Below are 26,037 nucleotides of genomic sequence, written 5' to 3' on the forward strand. Positions count from 1 at the left end.
GACACATCGCACGGGCCGTCCGGGGACGGCCGGGACGTGCGGGAAGCCGCGGTGCCGTGCCCGCCGGGCCCCGGGGGGCACGGCGGATCCCGGCGGTCTCAGCTGGGCCGCGGGTAGCCGTAACCGTACCCCGGGGCCCCCGCGGGCGCGGTACCCCCGTGTGCGTCACGGTCGAAGAAAGGCCGGGAATTGGCCCGCAGCCACATGGCGACCGGGTCGTACTCGTCCGACATCGCCACCGTGGAGACCGCCAGCCCGTCCGGCACCGCGGCCACCGACTGCTGCATCATCGACCGCACCGACTCCACGGCCTGCGGGCCGCCGTCGTACAGGTCGAGCCCGATCACCAGATACGGTGCGCCCAGCGCGGGCTGCACCCAGGCCCGGCGCAGGGTGCGCACGGCGGGGGTGCGGTGGGCGTTCTGGACGAGCTGGGCGTAGAAGTGCGGGACGTCCACGGTCGGTTCGCTGATGCGCAGCGGCCCGGCGGGCAGCCGGTCCAGGCCGCCCGCGATCCGCCGCAGATCCAGCCAGGGAATGCCGAGGCCGCCGCCGGGCGCGTGCGGATCGAGCCACAGCCCCCAGCGGTCCGGGAAGAGGGCGGCGGCGATCTCGCGCCCGCCGACGACCTCGTGCGCCCTGGTCCAGCCGGAGGCGGCCAGCTCCTGCTCGGAGGTCACACAGGGCGCGTAGCCGTGCCCGGCGACCTCCATGTTCCCGTACTGGGCGTCGGGCGAGCCGGCCCGGCCGTGCCAGAGCAGCATCCACACCCGGCCTTCCGCGAGGGCGTGCAGCAGCGCTTCGTAGGTGTCGTACCGCCCGGGTGTCACCTGCCGCAGCAGTTGCTCAACGCTTCCACCCGCGCTCACGTGGGCCGCCCCTTTTGTCGCATCTTCTCGCACTCCGTGCCGTGCCTTGCGCGCCGGGCCGCGCACGCGTCCCGCCCCGACATCCAACCAGCTTACGGTCCATGCCGGACAGGGGCGGGGCTACTCGGCCGCGCCCGGGTACGGGTACTCAGTGGGCACTCGGGCCGCGGGGGCGGTCCGGGCAGGGCGGGACGGGCTCAGTACACCTGCCCGTCGCGCGAGTAGAAGGGCCGTACGCACTGGCGCAGCCAGTCCACGACCGGGTCCCGGGCGGCGTCCAGCAGCACCATCTGCACCGGCCAGCGCACCGGCTCCCGGCCCAGCGCGCGGCCCAGCGCGTCGTGCGCCGCCGCCCGGGCCTCCCCGTCCGGCGGGTCCAGTTCCACCCCGACGAACAGCGCGGGCGGGTCGCCCTCGACGCTGGCCAGGCCGCGGCGCGCGGTGCGCACCCGCGGCAGCACCGCGAACTCCCCGGCCGCCGCGGCCAGGAAGTCCACCGGCTCCTCCTGCCAGTCGGGCTCGAAGAGCCGCACCCGGGCCCCGCTCACCACGCCCGGCACCCCGGCGGCGCCGCCCTCGCGGCACAGCTCCGCCACGGCCGGCGGCGGCAGGGGCGCGCCGACGGTGCCCTCGGGGTTGATCACGATGCCGACCTGCGGCGGCAGGCCGCGGGCGAACTCCCTCGCCGGCGCGACGGCGAAGGACAGATGGGCACCGGCGCCCTGCAGGAACTGCTGCTCGGAGCTGAAGACGGGGACGTACGGCGCCCCGTCGAACTGGATCGTCGGCAGGTCGAGGTTCGGGCTGTCCGGGCCGCCGCCCTCGGGCAGCGGCACCCACACGCTGCTGCGGCCGAGCACCTCCAGCAGCCGGGCGCCGGCGCCGGGGACGCCGACCGAGGCGGCGAGGGTCTCCTCCAGCTCGTTGCCGGGCCAGCCGCCGCCGTGTCCCGGTCCGTAGTGCTGCGGGATGGTCATGCGAAAACCCTATCGGCAACCCGTCCGGCGCGGACCCCGGATCCGCCTCCCGGGCGCCCGCCTACTCGAAGGCCATGCCGCGCAGCGCCCCCGCCGCACCCCGGTCCAGCAGCACCGACGACACACAGCCCCGCGGCAGCCGTCCCGCCGCCGCGTCCGCCACCAGCCGCCGTACCGCCCGCCGGTGCCGGGCGAAGGCGTACGCCGACACCCCGCGTCCCCGCTGCGCCTGCCCGGCCAGCGCCTCGTCCGGTGAGACGTCCAGCAGCACCAGGTGCAGGGCCCGCCCGCGCCGCCGCGCGTCCGCCGCCAGCCAGTGGCGCACCCAGCCCTGGGTGCCGCAGTCGTGCACCACGACGCTGCCGCCGGAGGCCAGCGCCCGCCACAGCGCCAGGTAGTGCGCGGCCCGGACCAGGGGCCGGTAGGCGCCGTACGGCAGCCGGGCGGGCAGCCGCCGCTCCCAGCGCTCCCGCATGTCCTGGGAGTCGATCCGGACCACCGTCTCGTTGGCGGCCACCACCCGCCGGATCAGGGTGGACTTGCCGCTGCCGGGCAGTCCGGAGACGACCACCCGGTCCCCGGCGGGGAAGCGCAGCACCCGCACCGCCGCCGTCCCCCGCAGGTCCCGCCCGCTCGGCAGCACGGATGCGACGGGGTGCCGGGGCTCCGCCCCGCTGTGTGCCGCACAGGCACTCTCCGGACTGCTCACTCGTGGTACGCCCTCCCCGATCCGGCCACGTGCCCGCGGCATCCCCCCAGAGCGTGTCAAGAAGGATGACGGCGGACAAGGCCGTTACCCACCGTGGACGCGCCCGACACCTTCCGGAGCGGTTCGGGTCCGCGCCGGTGGGGGCACCCGGGGGCGTGCGATGATGAGCGCGCCAACTGCATACCGGCCGTTCGAGCACGCGCGGGAGAGTTCCCGTGGACCCGCTGGTCACAGCGGTCCCACGGGGCGCCGAAGGAGCAAGTCCTCCCTTGAATCTCTCAGGCCCCGATACCGCGCGGGCGAGGCAGATCTGAAAAGCGGGCGCCCCCTTGCCTCCGGTATCGCTTGCCGGTCCCGCTCCCGGGACGCCCCACCCACGGTGCAAGCCGCGGTCCGCCCGTGCGGGCTCGTGGCGAACCTCTCAGGTTCCGATGACAGATGGGGAGGGCATGTCCCCCGCCCGCGCGCGGGACCTGTCCGAAGGAACCCGTACCGGACCCGTGTACGGAGCCGACCCCGCCACCTCGCCCGGGAGCCGAACCATGAGCGATTCCCCCCGTTCCCCCCAGCCGCCCCGCCGCGTCCCCCTCGACGCCGTCCACCGCGCCCTGGGCGCCACCATGACGGACTTCGCGGGCTGGGAGATGCCGCTGCGCTACGGCAGCGAGCGCGACGAGCACACCGCGGTGCGCACCCGCGCCGGACTGTTCGACCTCAGCCACATGGGCGAGATCGCCGTCACCGGCCCGCAGGCCGGCGAGCTGCTGGACGGCGCCCTGGTCGGCCGGCTGTCCGCCGTCCCCGTCGGCCGGGCCCGCTACACCATGATCTGCGACATGGGCGGCGGCATCCTCGACGACCTGATCGTCTACCGCCTGGCGGAGGACGGGTACCTGGTCGTGGCCAACGCAGCCAACGCGCAGACCGTCCTGGACGCCCTGGCCGAGCGGCACGGCGAGCTCGGCCTCCCGGATGCGGCCGTCCGCGACGACCGCGACGCCTACGCCCTCCTCGCCGTGCAGGGTCCCGCCTCCCAGGACATCCTGGCGAAGCTCACCGACGCCGACCTGGCCGGCCTGAAGTACTACGCCGGGCTGCGCGGCACCGTCGCGGGCGCCGGCGCCCTGATCGCCCGTACCGGCTACACCGGCGAGGACGGCTTCGAGCTGTTCGTCTCCCCCGGGGACGCCGAGCCGCTGTGGCGGGCGCTGACCGAGGCCGGGGCGCCGGCGGGCCTGGTGCCGTGCGGGCTGTCCTGCCGCGACACGCTCCGGCTGGAGGCGGGCATGCCGCTGTACGGGCACGAGCTGACCCGGGAGACCACCCCCTTCGACGCGGGCCTGGGCCGGGTGGTGAAGCTCGACAAGCCCGGCGACTTCACCGGCCGCGCCGCCCTGGAGGCCGCCGCGCGCCGCGCCGAACAGGATCCGCCGCGGAGGCTGGTCGGCCTCGTCGCCGCCGGCCGGCGGGTGCCGCGCGCCGGATACCCGGTGGTGGACGCCGCCGGGACGGTGATCGGCGAGGTCACCTCCGGCGCCCCCTCCCCCACCCTGGGCAGGCCGATCGCGATGGCCTACGTGGACGCCGGCCACGCCGCGCCCGGCACGCCGGGTGTGCACGTGGACATCCGCGGTACGCATGAGCCGTACGAGGTCGTCGCGCTGCCCTTCTACCGGCGCGAGCGCTGACCGGCCCCGTTCCCGCACCCCGTCCCGCGCCCGCCGTCCCAGCCGGCGAGACCGTTCCCCGTCCACCATCCCCCATCAGGAGAATCACGCCATGAGCAACCCCCAGCAGCTGCGCTACAGCAAGGAGCACGAGTGGCTGTCGGCCGTCGAGGACGGCGTCGCCACGGTCGGCATCACCGGGCACGCCGCGGAGGCGCTCGGCGACGTCGTCTACGTCCAGCTCCCCGAGGTGGGCGCCACGGTCACCGCGGGCGAACCCTGCGGCGAGCTGGAGTCGACCAAGTCGGTCAGCGACCTGTACGCGCCGGTCACCGGAGAGATCACCGAGGTCAACCAGGACGTGGTGGACGATCCGGCGCTGGTGAACTCCGCCCCCTACGAGGGCGGCTGGCTGTTCCGGGTGAGGATCTCGCAGGAGCCGGAGGACCTGCTCACGGCCGACGAGTACACCGCCTTCACCAGCGAGTGACCCGCACCCACGCCGTCCAGCACACCACGAGCGGAAAGATCCGATGTCGCTTCTGAACAGTTCCCTGCACGAGGTCGATCCCGACGTCGCCGCCGCCGTCGACGCCGAGCTGCGCCGCCAGCAGTCCACCCTGGAGATGATCGCGTCGGAGAACTTCGCTCCGGTCGCCGCCCTCCAGGCCCAGGGCTCGGTCCTCACCAACAAGTACGCCGAGGGCTACCCCGGCCGCCGCTACTACGGCGGCTGCGAGCACGTCGACGTCATCGAGGACATCGCCCGCGACCGGGTGAAGGCCCTCTTCGGCGCCGAGGCGGCGAACGTCCAGCCGCACTCGGGCGCCCAGGCCAACGCCGCGGCGATGTTCGCCCTGCTGGAGCCGGGCGACACCATCATGGGCCTGGACCTGGCCCACGGCGGGCACCTCACCCACGGGATGCGGATCAACTTCTCCGGCAAGCTCTACAACGTCGTCCCCTACCACGTGGACGCCGCCGACGGCCTGGTGGACATGGCGGAGGTGGAGCGGCTGGCGCGCGAGCACCGGCCGAGGCTGATCGTCGCGGGCTGGTCGGCGTACCCCCGGCAGCTCGACTTCGCGGCGTTCCGGCGGATCGCCGACGAGGTGGGCGCGCTGCTGATGGTGGACATGGCGCACTTCGCCGGGCTGGTCGCCGCCGGGCTCCACCCGAACCCGGTGCCGTACGCGGACGTGGTCACCACCACGACCCACAAGACGCTGGGCGGCCCGCGCGGCGGGGTGATCCTGTCGAAGCAGGAGCACGCCAAGAAGATCAACTCGGCGGTCTTCCCCGGTCAGCAGGGCGGCCCGCTGGAGCATGTCATCGCGGCGAAGGCCGTCGCCTTCAAGATCGCGGCCTCGGAGGAGTTCAGGGACCGCCAGCGCCGCACCCTGGAGGGCGCGAGGCTGCTGGCCGAGCGGCTGATGCGGCCGGACGCCGCCGAGGCGGGCGTGTCCGTGCTCTCCGGCGGCACCGACGTGCACCTGGTCCTGGTGGACCTGCGGGACAGCGAGCTGGACGGGCGGCAGGCCGAGGACCGGCTGCACTCCGTCGGGATCACCGTCAACCGCAACGCCATCCCGAACGACCCGCGCCCGCCGATGGTCACCTCCGGCCTGCGGATCGGCACCCCGGCGCTGGCCACCCGCGGTTTCGGGGCGGAGGACTTCCGGGAGGTCGCGGACATCGTCGCCGAGGCGCTCAAGCCGTCGTTCGACGAGGACACCGCCAAGCGGCTGGCCGTCCGGGTCTCGGCCCTGGCCGACAGGCACCCGCTCTACCCGGAGCTGTAAACCCCCTCCGGGCACCCTTCGCGGGTGCGCCGCCCGACCGGCGGCGCACCCGCACCCGCACCCGCGCACCCGCGGGGTCCCCTCGCCCGCCCACCCGGCAGGGCACGCACCACGCGCAGACGAAGGAGTCCGCCACCGTGGCCATTTCCGTCTTCGACCTGTTCTCCGTCGGCATCGGCCCATCCAGCTCCCACACCGTGGGACCGATGCGGGCCGCCCGGATGTTCGTACGGCGGCTGGCCCGGGAGGGCGTCCTGCCCCGTACCGCCGCGCTCCGCGCCGAGCTGTACGGCTCGCTGGGCGCCACCGGCCACGGCCACGGCACCCCGAAGGCGGTGGTGCTGGGGCTGGAGGGCCACTCGCCGCGCACGGTGGACGTGGACACGGCGGACGAGCGGGTGGCGGCCGTACGCGACGCGGGCCGGCTGCGCCTGCTCGCCGCCTCCGGCGGGGACGGCGGGGACGGCGGGGACGGCGGGGACACCCCGGAAACCGCCCACGAGATCCCCTTCGACCTCTCCCGCGACCTGGTGCTGCACCGCCGCCGCTCCCTGCCGTACCACGCCAACGGCATGACGCTGGCCGCGTACGACGCCTCCGGTGCGGCGCTGCTGGAGAAGACGTACTACTCGGTGGGCGGCGGCTTCGTGGTGGACGAGGACGCGGCCGGCGCCGGCCGGATCAAGCCGGACGACACCGCGCTGCCGTACCCCTTCCGCACCGGCGACGAGCTGCTGCGCACCGCCCGTGAGACGGGCCTGTCGATCCCGGCGCTGATGCTGGAGAACGAGAGGACCTGGCGGAGCGAGGCGGAGATCCGCGCGGAGCTGCTGGAGATCTGGCGGGTGATGCGCGAGTGCGTCGCCCGCGGCCTGTCCCGGGAGGGCGTCCTGCCCGGCGGTCTGAAGGTCCGCCGCCGGGCCGCCGCCTCGGCCCGCAAGCTGCGCGCGGAGGGCGGCGCGGCGGCGCTGGCGATGGAGTGGGTGACGCTCTACGCGATGGCCGTCAACGAGGAGAACGCGGCGGGCGGCCGGGTCGTCACCGCCCCCACCAACGGCGCGGCGGGCATCATCCCGGCCGTGCTGCACTACGCGATGGAGTTCGTGCCCGGCTGGTCCGAGGACACGGCGGTCCGCTTCCTGCTCACGGCGGGCGCGATCGGGCTGCTGTTCAAGGAGAACGCCTCCATCTCCGGCGCCGAGGTCGGCTGTCAGGGCGAGGTCGGCTCGGCCTGCTCCATGGCCGCCGGCGGCCTGGCCGAGATCCTGGGAGGCTCCCCGGAGCAGGTGGAGAACGCCGCCGAGATCGGCATCGAGCACAATCTGGGCCTGACCTGCGACCCGGTGGGCGGCCTGGTCCAGATTCCCTGCATCGAGCGGAACGGCATGGCGGCGGTCAAGGCGATCACCGCCGCCCGGATGTCCCTGCGCGGCGACGGCCGCCACCACGTCTCGCTGGACAAGGCCATCAAGACGATGAAGGAGACGGGCGCCGACATGAAGGTCAAGTACAAGGAGACCGCCCGCGGCGGACTGGCGGTCAACGTGGTGGAGTGCTGAGAAGGTCACTCCGGCCTGCGGTTCCCACTCCCCCAGGACTGCCGGTTCCTTTCTCGGCCACGCGCCGGGAAGTCCCCGGGAAGTACCTGGAGAACCCCGGGGAGAGGCCGACCGGGAACGCCCGCAAGGGCCTGGCCGGCTCCGATCCCTCAGGGGCGGCCGCGCGACGTGCCCCCGGCGTACCGTGATCGGCCCGCACGCGCCCGCCGAGTGCTCGGCGTGCACGGTCGGCGCCCCCTGATGCCTCCCATCGGCCGACGAAGCCGCGTGACAGCGCTGCGAGCGTAGTACTTCTTATGCCCCCATAATCCGGGGCTGGCTCCGCGGAGTTCGCGATCGGAGCATGGTCTGCGGGTTCACCGCGAACCCGGAGAGGAAGGGAAATGCCCGAGATGACCATGGCGGCTCAGTCGCCTGACGAGCAGGTACGCGCGCGATTCCTTGCCTGGCGCGACGCGTTCGTGTCGAAAGATGTCGACGCGATCATGTCCTTCTACGCGCCCGAAGGGTTCACGGCCTTCGATCTCATGCCGCCGTTCGAGTTCAGCGGCGGCGAGATGTGGCGGCGCAACTGGGAGACTTTCTACGCCGCATTCGACGGGCCGCCCGGCCTCGAGATCGCGGATCTGCTGGTCTACGCCCACGGAGAGCTTGCCGTCGCCCGCTGCGCTGCGCGCCTGACCGGCACGATGTACGGCCGGCCGATGGACTCCTGGGTGCGCACGACCAACTGCTTCCGGCTGGTCGACGGAGAGTGGCTCATGATCCACGACCATGTCTCGTGGCCGGTCGACTTCGCCACGGGCAAGGCGCTGACGGACCTGACCCCGACGGGAGCGCAGGGGTGACGGAGAAGCGCGTCCCAGCCGGACGCGAACCGGTGTCCGGCCCCGTGGCCGAGGAGATTCTCGACGGCATCGCCGCGTCATTCGTCGCTCCCCTTCGCTCACCGGTCCTGTGGACACCTGCCGATGTCGGCCTCGAGTACGAGGACGTCACGTTCCCGTCTGCCGACGGGGTACCGCTCGAAGGGTGGTTCGTCCCCGCGAACAGCGACCGGCTCGTCGTTCTGAACCACCCCATGGGGTTCAGCCGCGCGGGCCAGCCCACCCGTCTGGAGCCGTGGCAGTCCATATGGGGGCCGAGCGGGAACACGATGGACGTCAACTTCATCCCCGACTACGCCGTCCTCCACGAAGCCGGCTACAACGTGCTGACCTATGATCTGCGCAACTTCGGATTGAGTGGAGCGGCCAACGGCGGAGCCGTCACCAGCGGCCTCCTCGAGGCACGGGACGTCCTGGGGTCTCTGCGCTACGTCCGGGAGCGACGCGACACCGCGACCATGAGCACCGCGCTGTTCAGCCGCTGCCTCGGAGCGAACTCGACGTTCGCGGCGATGCGCTCTCACCCGGCAGCGTTCCGGGCGATCACGTGCCTCGTCGCCTGCCAGCCGGTCTCGGACGTGGTCATCATGAGCCGCCTGCTGGACATCGTCGGTGTCGGTCGTGAACGCCTGCCCGATCTCGACCGCCGTGTCGCGATCGGGACATCCCTGCCGTTCGCAATGCGCCCGGACGCCTCATGGGCAAAGTACGTGGACATTCCCACGTATCTCTATGCCGTACGGAACGACTCGCTGACCGAACCCCAGGACATCGAGTCGATGTTCTCCGCCCTCAACACCGAGGACAAGGTCTTGCACTGGGTCGAGGGCACCACGAGACGCTGGGACGGCTATCTCGAGTTCCAAAGGCGCCCCGAGGCCATCCTCGACTGGCTCGAGGGGCACATGAAGGGATGAGCGGCGGCGGAAGCCGGCATGACACCCTGGGTTGCACCATGGACGACTTCCGCACCAACGAGCTGGGTGCCTTCCTGAGGGCGCGCCGAGAGCAACTCTCGCCGGCGGACCTCCCTGGGGGTGCACGTCCTTCGCGGCGTCGCACCCCGGGGGTTCGTCGCTCAGAGATCGCGGCACTCGCCGACATCAGTGTCGAGTGGCTCACCCGTCTCGAACAAGGAAGAGGCGGCCGGCCCTCGATGCGAGTTCTGGATGCCGTCTGCGATGCGCTTCAGGTCCGTCCCGAGGAGAGGGAGCACGCCTTTCTCCTGGCCTATGGAAGCGCCGCCACCGCCCTCGAAGAGCCTGACGCAGCCACGCGTGCCCGGCTGCAGCAGCTCGTCGACCAGCTGGCCCCGTGGCCGGCATACGTAAAGTCGTCGTGCTGGGACGTTGTCGTCTGGAATGCGGACGCCGCCCGCGCGCTGAGCGACTACTCGGTTCTCGCTCCCCAGGACCGGAATGTGCTGCGCATCCTCTTCCTCGCCCCCGAATCACGCGACCGGATCGATGACTGGGGCACCGAGGCACAACTTGCCGTCGCCACCTTCCGGGCGGAACTGGCGCGCTGGGGCGGCCACTCACCGCGTGCGATGGCCCTGGTCAAGGAACTTGCCGACGCCTCCCCGGAGTTCCGCCGTTTCTGGCAACTCAACACCGTCGGCTACCTGGGTGACAGGGAGAAGACGTTCCTGCTTCGCGACGGCACCTCGGCAACGATGCGTTATGAGTCCCTCGGCCTCGATGCCAACCGCGGCCTCAGCCTCGTGGTCTACACCCCTGTCCCCGCCGAAGACTGACTCGGCAGCGTCCGCCTGCCCTGCCCTGCCCAGCCGGACGCCGGGGACGAGGAGGACCGAGGCCCTGCGCCGGGTGCGGGACACCACCTCCGCCGAGGACGCCTCGCGGCTCCGGAACGGCAACGCATGCCGCATCGGGCCCACACAGAGATATCCGGAAACCGTCCGGAAGTTTCGACAACGTTGACATGGATCTTGCTCTCCGAACCACGGTGCTGAGCAACCCACTTCATAACCGACCACTCGGGACACAGCTCTGAACAGGATCAACGTCTCCCGTGTGAACCTCCGCTGCACGGCCAGATTTCCGCAATGTTTCCGGAACCGTTGACAGCTTGACGGAGGCAGGTCAAAACTGTCGGCGTCGGCAGGCCCGCAACCCCCTGCCGACGCCCAGGTCACGGGACATGACCTGGCCTTCCGGTCGTCGGCCGTGGCGACCGTTTCACCCCCACCGTCGTCGTACGGCATCGGTGTGCGGCGGCCTTCCCCACTCAGGCCGCCGAGAGCCCCACCGGGCCGTACACGTTGCCCGGCAGCACTGCCGGCCCTCAGGAAAGAGGAGGCACGCACGTGAACGACGCACACCCCCACCAGGAGAGACAGGCACCGGGCCGTACCGGACTGCTCTCCAGGAGCCGCCGGTTCGGCCGCATCAAGCTGCTGGTCAGCAGCATCTGCGCCGTACTGGCCGCGGCCCTGGCGTTCTCCCCCGGCACCGCCCACGCCCAGACCATCACCTCGAACCAGACCGGCAACCACGGCGGGTACTTCTACTCGTTCTGGACCGACGCCCCCGGAACGGTCTCCGCGACCATGGGCAACGGCGGCAACTACTCCACCACGTGGAGCAACACCGGGAACTTCGTCATCGGCAAGGGCTGGAGCACCGGTGGACGCCGCACCGTCACCTACTCGGGGAGCTTCAACCCGTCCGGCAACGCGTACCTGACGCTCTACGGCTGGTCCAGGAACCCGCTCGTCGAGTACTACATCGTCGACAACTGGGGCACCTACCGGCCCACCGGGACCTTCAAGGGCACGGTCACCACTGACGGCGGTACGTACGACATCTACGAGACCACCCGTACCAACGCCCCCTCCATCGAGGGCGACGGCAGGACCTTCAAGCAGTTCTGGAGCGTGCGGCAGCAGAAGCGGACCGGCGGCACCATCACCACCGGCAACCACTTCGACGCCTGGGCCCGGGCCGGAATGCAGCTGGGCAGCCACGACTACATGATCATGGCGACCGAGGGCTACCAGAGCAGCGGCAGCTCCAACATCACGCTGGGCTCCTCCGGCGGTGGCGGCGGCACCGGCGGCGGCGGCAACACCGGCGGCGGTGGCACCGGCGGCGGCGGTGGCGGCGGCTGCTCCGCGACCCTGTCCGCGGGCGACAAGTGGAACGACCGGTACAACCTCAACGTCTCGGTCTCCGGCTCCAGCAACTGGACCGTGACGATGAACGTCCCCTCCCCCGCCACGATCATCTCCACCTGGAACGTCACCGCCACCTGGCCGAGCAGCCAGGTGATGACCGCCAGGCCCAACGGCAACGGCAACAACTTCGGCGTCACCATTCAGCACAACGGCAACTGGACCTGGCCGACGGTCTCCTGTAGCGCCGGCTAGCTCACGCGACACCTGACGCACCGCATCGCACCCGTGGCGCGGCGGCCCTCCGGCCGCCGCGCCACAGCGCTGTCGGCCGGCGGGTACCGGGCAGGTCCGCCGTGCCGGGACCGGACCGGTCCCGGCACGTGCTCACTAGCATGGCCGGGTGGGCACATCGAGGCTTCCCGCCGAGGCGCGGCAGCGGCGCAGATCCGAGTTGCGCGAGTTCCTGCGGTCGCGGCGGGCCCGGCTGACTCCTGCGGACGTGGGCATGCCCGACAGCGGGAACCGCCGTACACCGGGGCTGCGCCGGGAGGAGGTGGCGGTGCTCGCCGGGGTCGGGGTGTCCTGGTACACCTGGCTCGAGCAGGGACGGGACATCAACGTGTCCGCCGACGTCCTGGACGCCGTCGCGCGCGTGCTGCGGCTCGGCCCCGCCGAGCGCGAGCACCTGTACCTCCTCGCCGGTCTCAACCCCCCGCCACCGGCGCCGTCCCGGCAGCACGTCCCGGACGAGCTGCGGCGGCTGATCGACGGCTGGCTGCCGAGGCCCGCGTACGTCATGGACCGGCACTGGAACACCGTGGTGCTCAACCGTGCCGCACGGCTGGCGTTCCAGTGCACCGAGCACGACCACAACTGCCTGGTCAGTTTCTTCACCAACGCCCGCTACCGCGCCGTGCTCAAGCACTGGCGGAACGCGGCGCGAGAGGTCGTCGGCCAGTTCCGGGCGGACGCCGCCCGTTACCCGGAGGACCCCGAGTTCGGCCGGCTGGCCTCCGACCTGTGCGCCGTCAGCCCCGACTTCGCCGGGATATGGGCGGAGCTCCCCGTGGGCGGTTCCACCCACGGCACCAAGGCACTGGAGCTCCCCGGGCTGGGGACACTGACCTTCGAGTACACGGCGCTGCCCCTGCCCGAACTGCCCGGCCACCGCCTGCTGCTGCACACCCCCGCTCCCGGGACGGGGACGGAGGCCCGGCTGGCGGAGCTGCTGGCGGCGCCGGAACCTTCGGCCCTCCGGACCCCCGAGGGCCCGAAGGTGGTGGTGCCGGACCCAGGTTCGGCCGACACTGCCGGACCCGCCCCCGCCGCCCGACGATCGTCGGCATGAAGCGATTCACCGACAAGACGGTTCTGATCACCGGCGGCACCAGCGGCATCGGGTTCTCGACCGCGCGCAGGTTCCTCGACGAAGGCGCGTACGCCGTCATCACCGGCCGCGACCAGGCCCGCCTGGACTCGGCCGTCACCCGTCTGGGCGCCGACCCGGAGCGGGTCCTCGCCGTCCGCGCCGACGCCGGCGTCCAGGCCGACCTCGACCTGCTCATGCGGCGGACCGAGGACTGGCGCGGCACCCTGGACGTGGTCTTCGCCAACGCGGGCGTGGCGGTCTTCAAGCCGGGCGACGAGCTGACCGAGGCGGACTTCGACCACACCGTCGGCACCAACTTCAAGGGGGTGTTCTTCACCGTCACCAGAGCCCTGCCGCTGATGCGGGAAGGCGGCGCCATCGTCGTCAACGCCTCCTGGACCCTCCACCGCGGCCTCTCCGCGGCCTCGGTCTACGCCGCCGGCAAGGCCGCCGTGCACAACCTCGCCCGTACGCTCGGAACCGACCTCGCGGCGCGCGGCATCCGCGTCAACTCCGTCAGTCCCGGCTACATCGACACCGAGATGTACCGGAGCGTCATCACCGACCCCGGTGCGGAGGCCCGCATCACGGCCGAGGTGCCGCTCGGCTCGCTCGGCCACCCGGACGACGTCGCCGCGGCCGTCGCCTTCCTGGCCTCGGACGACGCGTCGTACATCACCGGGCAGGACCTCGTCGTCGACGGAGGGCTCGTGGCGTCGGCGCCCGCCAGGCTGCAGGGCTGACACACCGGCTGGGCGGGGGCCGCTCCCCGCCCACCCGGCGTCCGCGGCGCTCGGGAAAGCGTGCTGCGGCGTACGCCGCCCAGCACCAGCGCGAGGTCGCACACGTCATCGGCTCCCACGCAGTTGGTGGCCACGCCCCGGACCGGTCGCGCCGGTCGCGGTGGGTCTCCGCCTGCCCGGCCGTTCTCCGCGCCGCAGGGAAGCACGGAAGCCGACAGGCACTGACGGTTACCCTGTGTCCGGCAGTCAGCACACCGGGGGGTTCCATGGCCGACGACTTCGGCGGCAGGCTCCGCACGCTCCTCGCCGAGCGGGAACTGAGCCTGCGGGCCGCCGCCCGTTCTCTCGGCTACGACGTCACCCGCCTGTCCCGCGTCGCCGACGGCAGGCGGCAGCCGTCGCTGCGGCTGGCATCGGCCCTGGACGAACTCCTGGGCGCCGAAGGGAGTCTGGTCTCCTCGGCAGGACCGAGGCGGCTTCCTCCCCCCGCCGGGGATTCCTCCGGGGCCGGGGCCGGGGCCGCGTCGGTGCGGGCCGGTTTCCTGCCTCTCCTCGACCACGCCGACCGCCACGGCGGGGACACCGTGGCGACGGCGGCCGTCCAGGTCTGGCGCGGCGCGCGACGCGGGCTCGACGCCGGAGCGGTCCCCGGGAAGGAGCGGCGCCCTTGTCTGGCAACGGTGGCCGAGGCCGCCGAGAGCGCGGGGTGGCTGCTCTTCGACGCCGGCAGGTGGGAGGAGGCGCGCGGGGCCTTCCTGGAGTCCCACCTGCTGGCCCGGCTGGCGGGGGACCGGCCGATGCAGTGGTTCGCCCTGGACATGCTCGCCATGCTGGCCGTGGACTCGGCCCGGCCGGACGAGGCACTGCGCATCGCGGACGAGTTGCTGTCCCGGTCCCGCGTACCGCCGCGCGTCGCGCTGCTGGCCCGGATGCGGCGCGGCCGTGCCCTGGCCGCGATGGGGGACAAGCGGCGGGCCCTGGCCAGTCTCGGCGCCGCGCGGAGCGGTCTCCAGGAGTCGGTCGGCCGCCGTGACCCGGCATGGACGTGGTGGGCCGACGAACGCGAGGTGACCGGCCACCTGGGGCAGGCCCTCATCGACCTGGGCGACCCCGGGAAGGCGATCCCCCACCTCCGGCACGCCCACGCCAGGGCGCTGGACCAGCAGTCCGGCGAGGAGGGCCGGAGCGCCATGCACTACCGCGTGGAGCTGCTGCGCGGGTGTGCGGCCGCCCGCGCCTGGGCCGAGGTCGAGGAGGAACTCCAGGCGCTCTCCCCGCTGCTGGGCACCATCGGCTCGGGGCGGAACCGCCGTATGCTGCGGGGCGCGCTGCACTCCCTCGCCCGGACCTCCGGCGTCCCCTCCCGGATCTCCGCCCTCGCGGCGGAGACGGCCCGCGCCGCGGCGGGGTAGCGGCCGCTCCCGCAGATCGTCCGGTACACGACCTTCGGTGGCGCCGGCTCCCGCCCTACCCTGCTGCCGGGGACCGCTCCCCGCGACCAGGGAGCGGGCTGCCCGTGACCAGCGACCGAACGGGAGGGGAGCCGTTGTGACGGACGCCATGGACACCACGAGCGCCAAGGCCGCCGGGGCCGCCGGGGCCGCCGGGGCCGCCGGGGATGACGCGCTGTCCCGCGTCGACGCGACCGTGCCGCACTCGGCCCGGATCTGGAACTACTGGCTGGGCGGCAAGGACAACTACGAGGTCGACCGGATCGAGGGCGACCGCTACCGGGAGACCTTCCCCGGCATCGTGGACATGGCCCGCTCCTCGCGCGGCTTCCTCGTCCGGGCCGTGACGCACCTGGCCGGCGAGGTGGGCGTCCGGCAGTTCCTGGACATCGGCACCGGGCTGCCGACCTCGGACAACACCCACGAGGTCGCCCAGCGCGCCGCGCCCGGCGCCCGGATCGTCTACGTCGACAACGACCCCCTCGTCCTGGCCCACGCCCGCGCCCTGCTCACCTCCACCCCCGAGGGCGCCACCGACTACGTGGACGCCGACCTGCGGGACACCGGCCGCATCCTGGCCGAGGCCGCCCGCACCCTGGACCTCGGCCGGCCCGTCGCGCTGATGCTGATGGGCGTTCTCGGCCACCTCGCCGACTACGGTGAGGCCCGGTCGGTCGTGCGGCGGCTGCTGGACGCCCTGCCGCCGGGCAGCCACCTGGTGCTCTACGACGGCACCGACACCGACGAGGCGCTGGCCGCCGCCCAGCGGCACTACGACGAGGGCGGCTCGCTGCCGTACCGGCTGCGCAGCCCGGAGCAGATCGCCGGCTTCTTCGACGGTCTGGAGCTGCTGGCGCCCGGTGTGGTGTCCACTTCCCGCTGGCGGCCGGGGACCGGTGGGGTGCCGGACGAGGTGAAGACCTTCGGCGGGGTGGGGCGCAAGCCGTAGCGGCGGGGAGGCGGCCGGTCAGCCGGGTGACAGGTGGCGTTCCAGCCAGTCGGCCGTCACCCGCCGGAACAGGCGGCGGTTCTCGGCGCGCAGGAACTCGTGGCCCTCGTCCCGCAGCGTCAGCAGTTCGGCGGGCACGCCGTGCTCCCGGGCCGCCCGGACGAACCGCTCGGACTCGCCGGGCGGCACATTGGTGTCGTGCTCGCCGTGGACGGCGAGCACCGGCGCCCGCAGCGCGTCGATCCGGCTCATCGGCGACAGGGCGCGCAGCAGTGCGCGGTCCCGCTCGGGATGGCCGTACTTGTGGACGGCGGACTGGGCGATCCACGGCTCGGTGCCCGCGAAGAAGGCCGCGAAGTCGGACATGCCGCACACCGCGACGCCGGTGCGGAACAGGTCCGGGTGCCACACCAGGGCGGCCATCGTCAGATAGCCGCCGTAGGAGCGGCCCATGACGGCCAGCCGGGACGGGTCGGCGGGACCCTCCGCCACGGCGTGCGCGGCGCAGTCGGCGACGTCGTCGATGGCGGCGAACCGCCCCGCGCCCAGGTCGGCGTCGGTGAAGGTGCGGCCGTGCCCGGCGGAGCCGCGCACGTCGGGGGCGAAGACGTCCAGGCCGCGGCCGAGTATCTCGTGGTAGAGCGGGTTGAGAACCGGCCGCTCCTGCTCCTCCGGACCGCCGTGCAGATGGATCACACAGGGCGCCGGCTCGGTGGGAGCGCGGCCCGGCGCCCGGTAGTACCAGCCGTGCAGCGGCAGGCCGTCACGGGCCGCCGGCCGCAGCGGTACGGGTTTCACGGGCGAGCGGGGCGGCGGTACGGCGTCCTCGTCGCGGGAGGACCAGGCGGTGCGCAGCGGGGAGCCGTCCCGCGGCAGCCACCACACGCCCGGGCGGCGCCGCGATCCGGACAGGGCCAGCAGCCAGCCGCCGGGACCGGCCGGGGCGATCCGGGTGACCACCTCGTGCGGCAGCGGTACGGGGCGGGGCGGCCCGGCGGCGGGCCCGGTTCCGGGCGCGGGTGCGGGCGCGGGGACGGCGGCGGAGGCGGGTACGGTCCCGGGCAGCGGCACGGTCTCCAGCTCGCTCGCGCCGCGCACGTTCCAGGCGAGCTGGGCGGTGCGCCGGTCGCGGCCGAGGGCGAGGTGCTCCAGTTCGCACCCCGCGCGCTCGGCCGCGACGGCCGTGCCCACCGGTGCCCCGTCCGCGTCCAGGGCGACGGCGAGCAGGGCGGCGTACTCGCGGGCGTTGTCGCTGCGCAGCCACACCGTGCGGCCGCCCGGGCCGAAGCCGCCGATCCACGGATCGCCGTCGGCGACCGGGAGGACGCAGGCGGTGCGCAGGTCGGCCGGCCGCACCACCAGGGCCTCGCGCCGACCGCGCGGGCCGCGCCGCAGCAGCGCCAGCCGTCCGTCGTCGTCGAGGTCGCACACCCGCAGGGTGGCGGCGCCGTGCTCGACGGCCAGCAGGGCGGGGGCCGAGCCGCCCTCGGGGTCGACGAGGTAGGCGGCCAGTTCGCCGTCGGGGCCGGAGGAGCGGGCAGGACCGCCGGAGCCGACCGGGCCGCTCGCCGGTGCGGGACCGCCCAGCAGCACGGCGCGTCCGCCGCGGCCGGCCCAGCCGGGCGGGCGGGAGGCGGCGGGGCCGGTCCCGTCGGGCGGGTGGGCCGGGGAGTCCGGCGGGGCGGCGACGGTGACGGCCAGCGCGGAGCCGTCGGGCCGCCAGCGGCCCAGGTACGCGGAGCTGCCGGGCTCGGCGCCCGCGAGGACCCGGCGTCCGCTGCCGTCGGGGCGCACGCACAGCACCCGGGTGTGCTCGCCGCCGCCGGGCGCGGTGGTGTACGCGATCCAGCGGCCGTCGGGCGACCAGGAGACCTCCTTGACGGGGTCGGGGTCGGAGTCGAGCAGACGCGCCTCCCCGTCTCCGGCGGGGGCGCCGGCCGGGCCGGTCCACAGCTGCGGTACGCCGCCGCGGTCGCAGACGAAGGCGGCCCGGTCGCCGCCGGGGTCCGCCGAGGGGTACCAGCAGCCGTGCGCGGTCAGCCGGTCCGGGACGCCGCGCGGCCCGGCGGCGTCGGGCAGCGGTACGGGTTCCGGGGCGGGGACCGCGGTGCGGCGCGCGTCCGCGTACGGGTCGTACGGGCCGCGCGCGCCCGGGAGGCCGGTCAGCGTATTCCGTGTGTCTGCAGCCATATCTCCAGCAAAGCGATCTGCCACAGGGCGTTCGCCCCGCGCCGGGTGCGGTGTTCGTCGGGCGCCGCGAGCAGTTCGGCGACGTACTCCTCCCGGAACACGCCGCGCTCCCTGGCCTCGGGGGCCGACAGTGCCTCGCGTACCCGTTCCAGCACCGGCCCCGCCATGCGGGTGATCGCGGGGACCGGGAAGTAGCCCTTGGGCCGGTCGACGACCTCGGCGGGCAGGACCTTGCGGCCGGCGGCCTTCAGGACGCCCTTGCCGCCGTCGGCCAGCTTCGGTCCGGGCGGGCAGGCGGCGGCCAGCTCGACCAGCTCGTGGTCGAGGAAGGGCACCCGGGCCTCCAGACCCCAGTCCATCGTCATGTTGTCCACCCGTTTGACCGGGTCGTCGGGCATCAGGACGTGGGTGTCCAGGCGCAGCGTCGCGTCCAGCGCGGTCTCGGCGCCGGGGGCGGCCATGTGGTCGCGGACGAACCCGCCGGAGACGTCGTGGCCGGGGAGCAGGGCGGGCCGCAGGATCCGGGCGAGAACGGTGTGCGGACGGTCCGCGTAGGCCTCGTTGTACGCCTCGGCCGCGCGCTCGCGCGGTGCCGCGGCGATGTCCGGGTACCAGTGGTAGCCGGCGAACACCTCGTCGGCGCCCTGGCCGCTCTGGACGACCCGGACCTCCTTGGCCACCTGCTCCGACAGCAGGTGGAAGGCGACCACGTCATGGCTGGTCATCGGCTCGCTCATGGCCGCGATCGCATCGTCCAGGGCAGTGGAGACCCGGTCGGAGGGGACCATGAGCTGGTGGTGGTCGGTGGCGAAGTGCCGGGCCACCAGGTCCGAGTAGGCGAACTCGTCGCCCTCCTGGCCGCCCTCGGCCTCGAAGCCCACGCTGAACGTGGCCAGGTCCCGCTGCCCCTCCTCGGCCAGCAGCGCGACGATGAGGCTGGAGTCCAGTCCGCCGGAGAGCAGCACGCCGACGGGTACGTCCGCCACCATCCGCCGCCGCACCGCCGTGCGCAGCGCGCCCAGCACGGCGTCGCGCCAGTCGTCGGCGGTCAGGTCCGCGTGCTCGGGGCGGCGGGTGTAGGAGGGCTGCCAGTAGCAGTGGTCGCGGTGGGTGCCGTCCGGCTCGATCACGCGCACGGTGGCCGGGGGCAGCTTGCGCACGCCCGTCAGGACGGTGCGGGGCGCGGGCACCGTCGCGTGCCAGCTCAGGTAGTGGTGCAGGGCGACGGGGTCGAGGGAGGTGTCCACGTCGCCGGCCGCCAGCAGCGCGGGCAGGGAGGAGGCGAAGCGCAGCCGGCCGGGCGCGGGCGCCAGGTACAGCGGCTTGATGCCCAGCCGGTCGCGGCCGAGCACCACCCGGCCGGTGGTCTGCTCCACGACGGCGAAGGCGAACATGCCGTGCAGGCGGTCGACGAAGCCGGTGCCCCACTGCCGGTACGCCTTGAGGAGCACCTCGGTGTCGGAGGTGGAGAAGAAGCGGTGGCCCTTGTCCCGCAGCTCGTCGCGGAGCTCCCGGTAGTTGTAGATGCAGCCGTTGAAGACCCCGGTGAGCCGTTCCCCGGGGTCGGTCATCGGCTGCGCGCCGGTGTCCGAGAGGTCGATGATGCTGAGCCTGCGGTGCCCCAGCGCCACGGGGCCCTGGGACCACAGGCCCCGGCCGTCGGGGCCGCGGGGCGCGAGCCGGTCGGTCATGCGCTCGACGGCCGCGACGTCGGGCCGTGAGCCGTCGAAGCGGATCTCCCCGCTGAGTCCGCACATCAGGCGGCACCTCCCCGCGGCACACCGCCGGCGGTGCCCGGCGGCGGTGCCGGGGAGGGGCACTGGCGGATCCTGGTCGGGGCGGCGCTGCTGGACATGGCGGAACTGCTCTCCCGGTTCGTCGTACACCTCTGGGGCGCGGGGCCGCGGGGGCGGCCCCGCGGCCCCGGCCGGTACGCCGGGCCACCACCCGGGAGCGGGTGACGGACCGGCGGCACGCTGTGCCATCCGGATGCCCGGCATGTACCCGTTCATTCCGTATGGCGCTTCGTGTCACCGGCGCCTCACGGAGCGTCGGCACCGGGGAATACCCACGGGGCGGCGCGTGAACGGCCCCCGCCCGCGCGTCAGGCCGTGGTGCCGCCACCGGGCACGGGTCCGGCGGGGACCCGCTGTCCCGCCGCCCACAGCTCGCCCAGCCGGGTGAGGTGGCCGCGCATGTACTCCTCGGCGGCGGGGGCGTCGCCGTCGAGCATCAGGTCGAGCAGGGTCAGGTGCTCCTGGGCGGACTCCTCCAGCGGGCCGGGACCGGTGAGGGCGGCCAGGCCGTGCAGGCGGGAGCGTCTGCGCAGGTCACCGACCGTCTCGGCGAGGCGGGGATTGCCCGACAGGGCGAGCAGGCCGAGATGGAAGCGGTGGTCGGCCTCCAGATAGGCGACCGGGTCACCGGCCCGGGCGGCGGCCACGGTCTCCTCGGCCGCCGGCCGCAGCGCCTCCAGCCGCCCGGGGGTGGCCGCGGCCGTCACCCGGCCGACGGTCGGCACTTCCAGCAGGACGCGGATCTCCGTGAAGTCCGCCAGATCGCGCCCGGTGGTCTCGGCGACCCGGAAGCCCTTGTTGCGCACCGTCTCCACCAGCCCCTCGCGCACCAGGTCCAGCATGGCCTCGCGCACCGGGGTGGCGGAGACGCCGTACTCGGCGGCGAGGGCGGGGGCGGAGTAGACGGTGCCGGGCCGCAGCCGCCCCTCGGTCAGCGCGGCGCGGAGGGCGGCGGCCACCTGGTCGCGCAGGGGCTCGTGGACGGTGACGGGTCTGCGGGGTCTGGGGAGTCCGGAGTCGCTCATGCGGGGGCCTTTCCTGCCTGCTGCCGACAGCGTAGGCCGTCCGGTCAGCGGCGGGTCCGCCCGAGGAGGGCCACCCGGTACTCGCCGGGTGTGACGCCGGACTCCGCGCGGAAGGCCGGGGGACCGCTCTCGGCGCTCCGGCACTCGGGCGGAGCGGTGGTCGGGGGCGGCCACCGGGTGACGTGCGCGCCCGGCCGGACGCCGGGCAGCCGGGCGCGCGGAGACGCCGCCGCGGCCGGCCGCCCCCGCGCTCGTCCCCGCGGCACTTGGCCGAACCGTCGGGGACTGCTCCTGGGAGGGCCCGGCGAGCGGGCCCGTGCGGATCCCGTACGGGACTCAGCGACGCGGCTTGGTCTCGTAGCGGGGGCCGAGGTCGGGGCTGTCACCGGCCTGGACCTCGCTGGCCAGCTTGTGGACGGCCACCAGGTCGTGCAGCAGTTCCCTGGTCTCCTCCTGCGGCAGGCCGGTGACCCGGGAGACGTCCTGGAGGTGGACGGGCTCGCCGGGGTGCTTCTGCTCCTCGCCGGCCAGGGCGCGGAAGACCTTCTCGTGCTCCTCGCCGTACTCCGGCGTGCCGCGACCGGTGAAGTCGCGCCCCGTGACGGGCTCCGCGGCCTGGTCACGGCTCCTGGCCTCGCGCGCGGTGCGTGAGTGGTGCTTGCCGCGGTCCCGGGTCTCCAGCCGCTCCTCGTGGGTGATGGTGGAACGGCCGGGGAGGTGGGTGCGCTGCTTGGACGCGCCGCTGGTGGTGCCCCGCTCACTGGGCTGCTCACCGGCCCGCTCGGCCTCCCGGGCCGCCGCGCGCTTCTGTTCCTCGTTGCCCTCGACCTTCTTGCTCACCATGGAAGTCCTCCTTACGTCCGCTGTTCGTCCGCCCGGCCTGGGAGAAGGGCGGTTCAGCGGTCCAGTTCGTCCTGCACGGGGGGCTTGTCCGCGTCCCGCAGGTGCTGCGAGAGGCCGGGTTTGCCGCCCTTGCGGGCCTGCTGGGCGCGCTGCGCGGCGCTGTGCCCGAGGTCGGAGTCCGGGTCGACGCGGACCGAGCGCGCCACCTCGTCACGGTTGGCGTACCGGTCGGGCGGGATGCCGCGCAGCGCCTTCAGCGCCTCCTCGGAGGCACCCCCGGTCCGGGCGGCCCGCAGCAGGTCGTCCTTGCCCGCCGGGAAGTCGACGTCCTTCAGCGTGCCGAGGATCTCTTGTACGTCCGTGTGAGCCATGTTGGGCGGGTGCCCTGCCACCGGAGAACGAAAACCGCAAATCGGATGGGTGTGGAGGAAAGGCCGGACCGTCCGGCCGGGTGTCCACAGGACCGCTTCCGCCCCGCTCCTCCTGCACTACTCTCGGCGTCCGCGCTACGGGCACCATCGAGCACAGGGGGTTCCACCATGGCCGTCGACCATGTCAAGAGGCCGGATTCCGGCGGCGGTTCCGGCGGTGGCCCCGGCCCGGCCATCGGCCTGGAGCGGGTGCGGACGACCGCGCCGGGTCTGGTGAACCTCTACAAGCAGGCCGCCGTCAGCCTGGAGAAGCACCGGCTGACGGGCGAGCGCGCCGCGGTCCACCTGGTGCTGGACCGGTCCGGTTCGATGCGTCCGTACTACCGCGACGGCAGCGTGCAGCACCTGGCCGAGCAGGTGCTCGGGCTGGCGGCGCACCTGGACGACGACGGGCGGGTGCCAGTGGTCTTCTTCAGCACCGATGTGGACGGGGCCGCCGAGGTGTCGCTGGACGACTACGCCGGCCGGGTCGGCGCGCTCCACGACTCGCTGGGGCACATGGGCCGTACGAACTACCACCTGGCGATGGAGGCGGTGATCGAGCACCACCGGGAGAGCGGCGCGGACACCCCGGCACTGGTGGTCTTCCAGACCGACGGCGGCCCCTCGTCGCGGGCGGCGGCCGAGCGAGTGCTGTGCGAGGCCGCGCGGCTGCCGCTGTTCTGGCAGTTCATCGGCTTCGGCGAGGACGAGTTCCGCTTCCTGCGGAAGCTGGACGAACTGCCCGTGCCCGCGAAGCGGGTGGTGGACAACGCCGGGTTCTTCGCGGCCGGGCCCGACCCGCGCGCCGTGTCCGACGCGGTGCTGTACGACCGGCTGACCGGCGAGTTCCCCGACTGGCTGCGGGCCGCCCGGGCCGCCGGCATCGTGCGCTGAGCGCGCGGCGGACGGCGGTGGCGGGGCGGCCCGGTACGGCACCCTGCCTCAGGCCGGCGTCGTGACGCCCTGCCTCAGGCCGACGTCGTGGCCTTCCGGCGGGCCAGCCAGAACTCCTCGAAGGAGAGCAGGCCGTCGCCGTTGGCGTCGTGCTGGTCGATCAGGGTCTGGGCCAGGCCCGCGGTGATGTGGTGGTCCCCCAGCTCGCTCATCACCTGGTGGAACTCCGCCGCCGTGATCAGTCCGTCCCCGTTCAGGTCGAACCGGTCGAAAACCCTGCGCGCGGCTTCGAGATCGGCCATCTTTTGCTGCTCCTCCCCTGGTGCGGTCATGTCGCGCACACCCTAACCGGCCGCACCAGGGGCCTCACACGGCACATCCGTAACAGCAGTGCTTCAGTACATCACGCGCCACACCAGTACCGAGCGTGCCGGGAGCTCCACCACCTCACCCGCCGGGTGCACGGTGCCCGGCTCGGTCTCCTGGTCCTCCCGCGAGGTGTCCACGACCAGCTCGTACGCCTGCCCCCAGGGCGGGGAGGGCAGCCGGAAGCTCCCGTCCTCCCCCTCGGCGTGGAGGACGACCAGGAAGCTGTCGTCGGTGACCGGCTCGCCCCTCGCGTCGCGCTGCGGGATGTCCCGGCCGGACAGGTACATCCCCAAGGTGGCGCCGGGCGCGTGCCAGTCCGCCCCGGTCATCTCCTCGCCCTCACCATTGAACCAGGCCAGGTCGCGCAGCCCCTCGGGACCGTGCGCCCGCCCCGAGAAGAAGGCCCGCCGCCGCAGCACCGGGTGGTTCCGGCGCAGCGCGATCAGCCGGGCGGTCAGGTCGCACAGCGCCCGCCAGCCGGGCTCGGTGAGCAGCGACCAGTCCACCCAGCCGGTCTCGTTGTCCTGGCAGTAGGCGTTGTTGTTGCCGCCCTGGGTGCGGCCCATCTCGTCGCCGGCCACCAGCATCGGCACCCCGGTGGACAGCAGCAGGGTGGTCAGCAGGTTGCGGAGCTGGCGGCGCCGCAGGGCGGTGATCTCCGGGTCGTCGGTCTCGCCCTCCGTGCCGCAGTTCCACGACCGGTTGTCGTTCGTGCCGTCGCGGTTGCCCTCCCCGTTGGCCTCGTTGTGCTTGCGCTCGTAGCTGACCAGGTCGCGCAGGGTGAAGCCGTCGTGGGCGGTGACGAAGTTGACCGACGCGTACGGCCGCCGCCCGCCCCAGGCGTACAGGTCGCTGGAGCCCGACAGCCGGTAGCCCAGGTCGCGCACGTCCGGCAGGGCGCCGCGCCAGAAGTCCCGGACGGTGTCGCGGTAGCGGTCGTTCCACTCCGTCCACAGCGGCGGGAAGGCGCCGACCTGGTAACCGCCCGCGCCGACGTCCCAGGGCTCGGCGATCAGCTTCACCCGGCGCAGCACCGGGTCCTGGGCAATGACGGCCAGGAACGGCGAGAGCATGTCCACGTCGTGCATGGCGCGGGCCAGCGCGGCGGCCAGGTCGAAGCGGAAGCCGTCCACGCCCATCTCCTGCACCCAGTAGCGCAGCGAGTCGGTGATCAGCCGCAGCACCTGGGGCTGGACGACGTGCAGGGTGTTGCCGCAGCCGGTGTAGTCGGCGTAGCGGCGCGGGTCGTCGGCCAGCCGGTAGTAGCCGCGGTTGTCGATGCCGCGCAGGGAGAGCGTGGGACCCGTCTCGTTGCCCTCGGCGGTGTGGTTGTAGACCACGTCGAGGATGACCTCGATCCCGGCGTCGTGCAGTGCCCGCACCATCCGGCGGAACTCCCCCACCTGCTGGCCGCGGGTGCCGGAGGCGGCGTAGGCGGCGTGCGGCGCGAAGTAGCCGATGGAGTTGTAGCCCCAGTGGTTGCGCAGGCCCCGGCGCAGCAGATGGTCCTCGTGCGCGAACTGGTGCACCGGCAGCAGTTCGACCGCCGTCACCCCCAGCCGGGTGAGATGCTCGACCGCGGCCGGGTGGGCGAGTCCGGCGTAGGTGCCGCGCAGTTCGGGCGGGATGTCCGGGTGGCGCATCGTGAAGCCGCGCACATGCAGCTCGTAGATCACCGAGTCGGCCCAGGGGACCTTGGGACGGCGGTCGTCGATCCACTCGTCGCCGGCGTCGGCGCCCGCGCCCAGGGCCGACTCGACGACGACGCCCTTGGGGACGTACGGCGCCGAGTCGTGCTCGTCGCGCACGGTGTCGGCCAGCTGGCGCTGCGGCCAGCCGCGGACATGGCCGTAGACCTCGGGCGGCAGGGCGTACTCGCCGTCCACCGCCCGGGCGTAGGGGTCGAGCAGCAGCTTGGCCGGATTCCAGCGGGCGCCGGTCCACGGGTCCCAGCGACCGTGCACCCGGTAGCCGTAGCGCTGCCCGGGCAGGACACCGGGCACGAAGCCGTGCCAGATCTCGTGGGTGTGCTCGGTCAGCGGGCAGCGCGTCTCGTTGCCCGCCTCGTCGAAGAGGCAGACCTCGACGGCCTCGGCGCCCGCCGACCACAGCGCGAAGTTGGTGCCCGGCACCCCGCCGGGACCGATGTGGTGGCGGGCCCCGAGCGGCTGGGGGCTGCCGGGCCAGACGGTAGCGGACGGCGGCCGGTGACCGTTCGGCCGCGGCCACTCCGTTCCGTCGTACGCCGACTCCCAGCGGCTCTGCTGTTCGGGTGCGCTCGACACGTCCGACACGTTCTGCCTCCGGCGGCTCGCGGTTCGGACGGACACCGGGCCGGGAGGGCCCGGTGTCCGGGTCGGTCTTGCAGGAGTGTGCCCGGTGGGAC

The 26,037-nt window shown here is 73.6% G+C and carries 23 protein-coding genes and 1 riboswitch; of the genes, 13 read left to right on the top strand and 10 right to left on the bottom strand.

What is annotated here, in order from left to right; translation table 11 throughout:
* Positions 1-98: 98 nt before the first annotated feature.
* From V1L54_RS04485 to V1L54_RS04495, 3 genes are all read right to left on the bottom strand, one after another.
* On the bottom strand, positions 99-869 hold the full coding sequence (locus V1L54_RS04485; RefSeq protein WP_330116527.1) for an enhanced serine sensitivity protein SseB C-terminal domain-containing protein: 771 nt from the start codon (positions 867-869) through the stop codon (positions 99-101).
* A gap of 197 nt (positions 870-1,066) precedes the next feature.
* Positions 1,067-1,846 (bottom strand): enhanced serine sensitivity protein SseB, encoded by a 780-nt coding sequence (locus V1L54_RS04490; protein WP_330116528.1) that lies wholly within the window; start codon positions 1,844-1,846, stop codon positions 1,067-1,069.
* 61 nt (positions 1,847-1,907) lie between these two features.
* Complete coding sequence (locus V1L54_RS04495) at positions 1,908-2,597, bottom strand: AAA family ATPase (RefSeq protein WP_443076477.1); 690 nt, start codon at positions 2,595-2,597, stop codon at positions 1,908-1,910.
* A gap of 150 nt (positions 2,598-2,747) precedes the next feature.
* A riboswitch (glycine riboswitch) is annotated at positions 2,748-2,859 on the top strand.
* 238 nt (positions 2,860-3,097) lie between these two features.
* On the opposite strand from V1L54_RS04495, the gene gcvT reads away from it, so the two are divergent.
* The 12 genes from gcvT to V1L54_RS04555 all read left to right on the top strand — a co-directional run bounded on the left by gcvT (position 3,098) and on the right by V1L54_RS04555 (position 16,121).
* Positions 3,098-4,243: a glycine cleavage system aminomethyltransferase GcvT gene (gene gcvT, locus V1L54_RS04500; protein ID WP_330116530.1), complete on the top strand. Its 1,146-nt coding sequence runs from the start codon at positions 3,098-3,100 to the stop codon at positions 4,241-4,243.
* Positions 4,244-4,334: 91 nt separating this feature from the next.
* Entirely contained in the window at positions 4,335-4,712 is a 378-nt protein-coding gene (gene gcvH / locus V1L54_RS04505) for a glycine cleavage system protein GcvH (RefSeq protein WP_100203131.1), read from the top strand.
* A 43-nt stretch (positions 4,713-4,755) separates the two neighbouring features.
* A complete protein-coding gene (glyA, locus tag V1L54_RS04510; RefSeq protein WP_330116531.1) occupies positions 4,756-6,024 on the top strand; it encodes a serine hydroxymethyltransferase in 1,269 nt (422 codons plus the stop codon).
* 137 nt (positions 6,025-6,161) lie between these two features.
* Entirely contained in the window at positions 6,162-7,583 is a 1,422-nt protein-coding gene (locus V1L54_RS04515; protein WP_330116532.1) for an L-serine ammonia-lyase, read from the top strand.
* A gap of 383 nt (positions 7,584-7,966) precedes the next feature.
* On the top strand, positions 7,967-8,431 hold the full coding sequence (locus V1L54_RS04520; RefSeq protein ID WP_330116533.1) for a YybH family protein: 465 nt from the start codon (positions 7,967-7,969) through the stop codon (positions 8,429-8,431).
* Entirely contained in the window at positions 8,428-9,387 is a 960-nt protein-coding gene (locus tag V1L54_RS04525; protein ID WP_330116534.1) for an alpha/beta hydrolase, read from the top strand. The genes V1L54_RS04520 and V1L54_RS04525 overlap by 4 nt, the downstream gene beginning before the upstream one ends.
* A gap of 38 nt (positions 9,388-9,425) precedes the next feature.
* Positions 9,426-10,226: a helix-turn-helix transcriptional regulator gene (locus V1L54_RS04530; RefSeq protein WP_330116535.1), complete on the top strand. Its 801-nt coding sequence runs from the start codon at positions 9,426-9,428 to the stop codon at positions 10,224-10,226.
* 675 nt (positions 10,227-10,901) lie between these two features.
* The gene (xynA, locus tag V1L54_RS04535) at positions 10,902-11,861 is read left to right on the top strand and encodes an endo-1,4-beta-xylanase XynA (RefSeq protein WP_443076494.1); all 960 of its coding nucleotides are present in this window, start codon (positions 10,902-10,904) and stop codon (positions 11,859-11,861) included.
* Between the two features lie 148 nt (positions 11,862-12,009).
* Positions 12,010-12,957, top strand: coding sequence for a helix-turn-helix transcriptional regulator (locus V1L54_RS04540; protein WP_330116536.1), 948 nt, complete (start codon positions 12,010-12,012; stop codon positions 12,955-12,957).
* Positions 12,954-13,721 carry an SDR family NAD(P)-dependent oxidoreductase gene (locus V1L54_RS04545; protein ID WP_330116537.1) on the top strand — a complete coding sequence of 256 codons (768 nt, stop codon included), beginning with the start codon at positions 12,954-12,956 and terminating at the stop codon, positions 13,719-13,721. The genes V1L54_RS04540 and V1L54_RS04545 overlap by 4 nt, the downstream gene beginning before the upstream one ends.
* Before the next feature lie 266 nt (positions 13,722-13,987).
* Positions 13,988-15,133 carry an NsdA family TPR-like regulatory protein gene (locus tag V1L54_RS04550; protein ID WP_330116538.1) on the top strand — a complete coding sequence of 382 codons (1,146 nt, stop codon included), beginning with the start codon at positions 13,988-13,990 and terminating at the stop codon, positions 15,131-15,133.
* 148 nt (positions 15,134-15,281) lie between these two features.
* Complete coding sequence (locus V1L54_RS04555) at positions 15,282-16,121, top strand: SAM-dependent methyltransferase (RefSeq protein WP_330116734.1); 840 nt, start codon at positions 15,282-15,284, stop codon at positions 16,119-16,121.
* Positions 16,122-16,139: 18 nt separating this feature from the next.
* On the opposite strand, the gene V1L54_RS04560 is transcribed toward V1L54_RS04555, so the two are convergent.
* The 5 genes from V1L54_RS04560 to V1L54_RS04580 form a co-directional block, all read right to left on the bottom strand.
* Positions 16,140-18,311: a S9 family peptidase gene (locus V1L54_RS04560; RefSeq protein ID WP_330116539.1), complete on the bottom strand. Its 2,172-nt coding sequence runs from the start codon at positions 18,309-18,311 to the stop codon at positions 16,140-16,142.
* Positions 18,284-20,068: an N-acetylglutaminylglutamine amidotransferase gene (locus V1L54_RS04565; protein WP_330116540.1), complete on the bottom strand. Its 1,785-nt coding sequence runs from the start codon at positions 20,066-20,068 to the stop codon at positions 18,284-18,286. The genes V1L54_RS04560 and V1L54_RS04565 overlap by 28 nt, the downstream gene beginning before the upstream one ends.
* A 347-nt stretch (positions 20,069-20,415) precedes the next feature.
* Positions 20,416-21,132, bottom strand: a complete 717-nt coding sequence (locus V1L54_RS04570) for a GntR family transcriptional regulator (protein WP_330116541.1) — start codon at positions 21,130-21,132, stop codon at positions 20,416-20,418.
* Between the two features lie 336 nt (positions 21,133-21,468).
* Complete coding sequence (locus V1L54_RS04575) at positions 21,469-21,975, bottom strand: hypothetical protein (RefSeq protein WP_330116542.1); 507 nt, start codon at positions 21,973-21,975, stop codon at positions 21,469-21,471.
* A 53-nt stretch (positions 21,976-22,028) separates the two neighbouring features.
* Complete coding sequence (locus tag V1L54_RS04580; RefSeq protein WP_330116543.1) at positions 22,029-22,346, bottom strand: DUF2795 domain-containing protein; 318 nt, start codon at positions 22,344-22,346, stop codon at positions 22,029-22,031.
* Positions 22,347-22,514: 168 nt separating this feature from the next.
* Between V1L54_RS04580 and V1L54_RS04585 the strand changes: the two genes are divergently transcribed.
* Positions 22,515-23,282 carry a vWA domain-containing protein gene (locus V1L54_RS04585; protein WP_330116544.1) on the top strand — a complete coding sequence of 256 codons (768 nt, stop codon included), beginning with the start codon at positions 22,515-22,517 and terminating at the stop codon, positions 23,280-23,282.
* 74 nt (positions 23,283-23,356) lie between these two features.
* Here the strand turns inward: V1L54_RS04585 and V1L54_RS04590 are convergent, their stop codons facing one another.
* Both V1L54_RS04590 and glgX read right to left on the bottom strand, forming a co-directional pair.
* Positions 23,357-23,584: an EF-hand domain-containing protein gene (locus tag V1L54_RS04590; RefSeq protein WP_330116545.1), complete on the bottom strand. Its 228-nt coding sequence runs from the start codon at positions 23,582-23,584 to the stop codon at positions 23,357-23,359.
* A gap of 93 nt (positions 23,585-23,677) precedes the next feature.
* A complete protein-coding gene (gene glgX, locus V1L54_RS04595) occupies positions 23,678-25,936 on the bottom strand; it encodes a glycogen debranching protein GlgX (RefSeq protein WP_330116546.1) in 2,259 nt (752 codons plus the stop codon).
* Positions 25,937-26,037: the final 101 nt, after the last annotated feature.

Origin of the sequence: Streptomyces rubellus, assembly GCF_036323805.1 — a bacterium.
GTDB lineage: Bacteria > Actinomycetota > Actinomycetes > Streptomycetales > Streptomycetaceae > Streptomyces.